The organism is Tissierellales bacterium, from assembly GCA_035301805.1.
Taxonomy (GTDB): Bacteria; Bacillota; Clostridia; order Tissierellales; family DATGTQ01; genus DATGTQ01.
On sequence record DATGTQ010000252.1, the window covers coordinates 1 to 3,102 of the forward strand.

2 protein-coding genes are annotated in these 3,102 nt (G+C 30.0%); both read left to right on the forward strand.

Annotated elements, in window-relative coordinates; genetic code table 11:
• Positions 1-116: 116 nt before the first annotated feature.
• Positions 117-2,309, forward strand: coding sequence for an extracellular solute-binding protein (locus VK071_12440; GenBank protein HLR36120.1), 2,193 nt, complete (start codon positions 117-119; stop codon positions 2,307-2,309).
• A gap of 176 nt (positions 2,310-2,485) precedes the next feature.
• On the forward strand, positions 2,486-3,102 hold a 617-nt coding region (deoC, locus tag VK071_12445), incomplete at its 3' end, for a deoxyribose-phosphate aldolase (GenBank protein HLR36121.1).

Genomic DNA, 3,102 nt, shown 5'->3' on the forward strand with positions numbered 1-3,102 from the left:
CTCATTGGCAGTACTCTTTTTATTATCTGTGGGCATAAAATAATAGATATTCTTGTGTTTTTTTATCTCCTATGGTATCATGAGTCAAGATGAAACGTTTAACGAGGTGAGTTTAATTGGCTACTATTAAGGAAGTTGCTGCTTTAGCAGGAGTTTCTATAGGAACAGTATCAAATGTATTAAATGGAAAAACTAAAAACCTTGATTTAATTAATAAGGTAGAAATAGCAATGAAGGAATTAGGATATAGGCCAGATGCTAATGCTAGAAGCTTAAAAAGAGATAAGAGTGGTCTTATAGGTTTGATTTTACCAAATCCAATTAATCCAGAATTTACAGCTCTAATATCTTATATAGAGTCTATGTTATATGAAAGAGGATATAGTGTTTTACTCAATTTTACCTATGATAATAGGTTTATTGAACAAAAATCCATTGACAAATGCTTAGAACAACGTGTAGATGGTATTATTCTTTTGCCTGTTATCAACAGTAGAAAAAATCTAATTAGTTCAAAAGGAAATGTGCCTATTTTAGTGGTGTCACCTAGAGAAGATGCCCTAATTAATGGAGATGCAATTTTTCTAGACTATGCTCATGCCTTTGAGGAAACAATAAATTTTTTTAAGGAGCAGAGCTTAGATAATATAGGAATGATATTAGATGGATCCTATCTTTATAATGAAAAATTGATTGATATATATAAAAAGAATTATAATAATGAATATCTTTTAAAGTTTACTGACTATAGTAAGGAACGGGGATTTAAAACTGCCTTTGAACTTTTAAGTGATTATGGTGAAATTCAAGGATTTATTGCTGGAAATTACTTAATAGCCGAAGGAATAGAGAAGGCAGCAAAATTATTAAACAAAGAGAACATTGCTATTGTACCAGTGAAGAATAGTAACTGGATAGAAGGTGAAGGTAGCTATCCTAGTCAGATTGCCTTATCTCAAAAAAAGGTAGCAGAAAAAATTATAGGTAGAATAATTAAGGCCATTGAAGAGCCAAAAACATATGAACCCTTAATAGAAAGTGTTTTTGCAGAATTTAAACATAATAGGAAAATTAATAAAGGGTTAAATAGCACTAAATCAGGATCCACTTTAAGATTGGCTATGTATGATAGTCCAACTTCCAATAGTTTAAAAATGCTTTCTCAGATATATACGCAAAATACAGGTATAAATATTGAATTTGATTTATTTAAATATGATGAATTAGAAAATATAATTTATGGAATAACCAATGAAAAAAATCAGGTTTATGATGGTTTGATGATGGATATTATATGGATTGAAGAAGTGATTAAAAAGGGAATTTTGGCTTCCTTTGGGGAAGAGAAAATAAATTTTAATAAATTTATCTCTGGAATAGAACAACAATGTGGTCTTTATAATGGAGATTATCATACTATACCTATTATGTCAGGAACCCAACTTTTATTTTATCAAAAAGATTTGTTTGAAAATGAACAAATGAAAAGATATTTTGAATTAACCTATGATAGAGTCCTAGAGGTACCAAGTACATGGGCAGAATTTAACATAGTAGCTGAGTTCTTTACTAAATCTTTTAATCCAAGATCACCAATATCCTATGGGGCATCTATGGTTAGTGGCGAAAATATATATACTACCATAAACTATTTAAATAGGTTATGGTCCTATGGAAGTGATGTTTTTGATAGGGAAGGAAATGTAATTATAAATAATAAAAATTCTTATATAGCCTTAGAAAGCCTAATAAGCTCATATAAATACTCGCCAACTGATTCTTTAAATTCCTGGGATGAAGTAGTGGATTTCTTTAAAAGGGGTAAGGCTGCCATGACTATATTATATGATTCTTATGCGATGGATTTAAATGATTATACAAAGTCTAAGGTAGCTGGAAACTTGGGAGTAGCACAAATTCCTGGGGATACACCAGTTTTAGGTGGATGGAGCTTAGGTATAAATAAATACAGTGAAAATAGAGAGGAAATGGAAGAGTTTATTTCCTGGTGTAGCGGTGAGCAGACAGTAGTACCCTTACTTTTATTGGGAGGATCAACATTACAGAAATCATACTATGAAGGAAGCGAATTAGAAAATATTTATCCATGGAAATATGATGTTTTAGAAAGTTATAGAAAAAGTAGAAAAAGAATTCTACCAAATATAAAAATTAGAGATATGGGGAGAAACTATCTATACAATCATGTAATATCTAAAGAAATAATGAATGTATTAAAAGGGAATTTAAATATAAAAGAAGGTATTGAAAGTATCGAAAAAGAATTAAATAAACTAATAAAGACATAAGAATTGTAATGATATATTCCTCTTACAATGGATAGTTTAAAAAACTGTTTATTGTAAGGGGAGTATTTTTTATAGATAAAAAAACAAATTTATATTTACTCTTGAAATTGTAAAATTAATATGCTAACATAATACATGAAAGGTTTCATGAAACAACATATAACAGGAGGTAAATTATGATAGACTTTAACAATAAGAAAGAAATAGCAAAAGCAATACAGTATACAAATGTAAATCCAGACTTAACTAGAGATGGAATGCTAAAACATTTAGAAACTTGCGTCAAATATGAATTTGATGCAGCAATGGTTGCACCATATTATGTACCATTAGCTAAAGAATTTTTAAAAGGAACTGGTATAAAGGTGGCTACTACATTAAACTTTCCTATGGCAAATGATACATTGACTATGAAACTAGCTGCTTTAAAAGAATTAATAAAAATAAGTCCTGATGAGTTTGATTTCCCACCAAATCCAGGCTTATTAATAGGGGGAAATGAAAAAGAATATTTTGAAGAAATGAAAGAGATAGTAAGGATTTCCCATGAATCTGGAATAGTTGTAAAAGCCATGTTAGAATTCGGTTTTTTAAATGAAGAAGAAAAAGTTAGAGCTACACAATTGGCCTATGAAGCTGGAATTGATTGGGTAAAACAGTCCAGTGGATGGGGTATCGGTGGATGTGCGGCTACTGTGGAGGATGTAAAAATATTAAAAGCTAATATAAAAGAACCCTGTAGAGTAAAGGTTTCTGGAAAGGTAAATAGTCTAGAGAAAATGAAGGATCTATT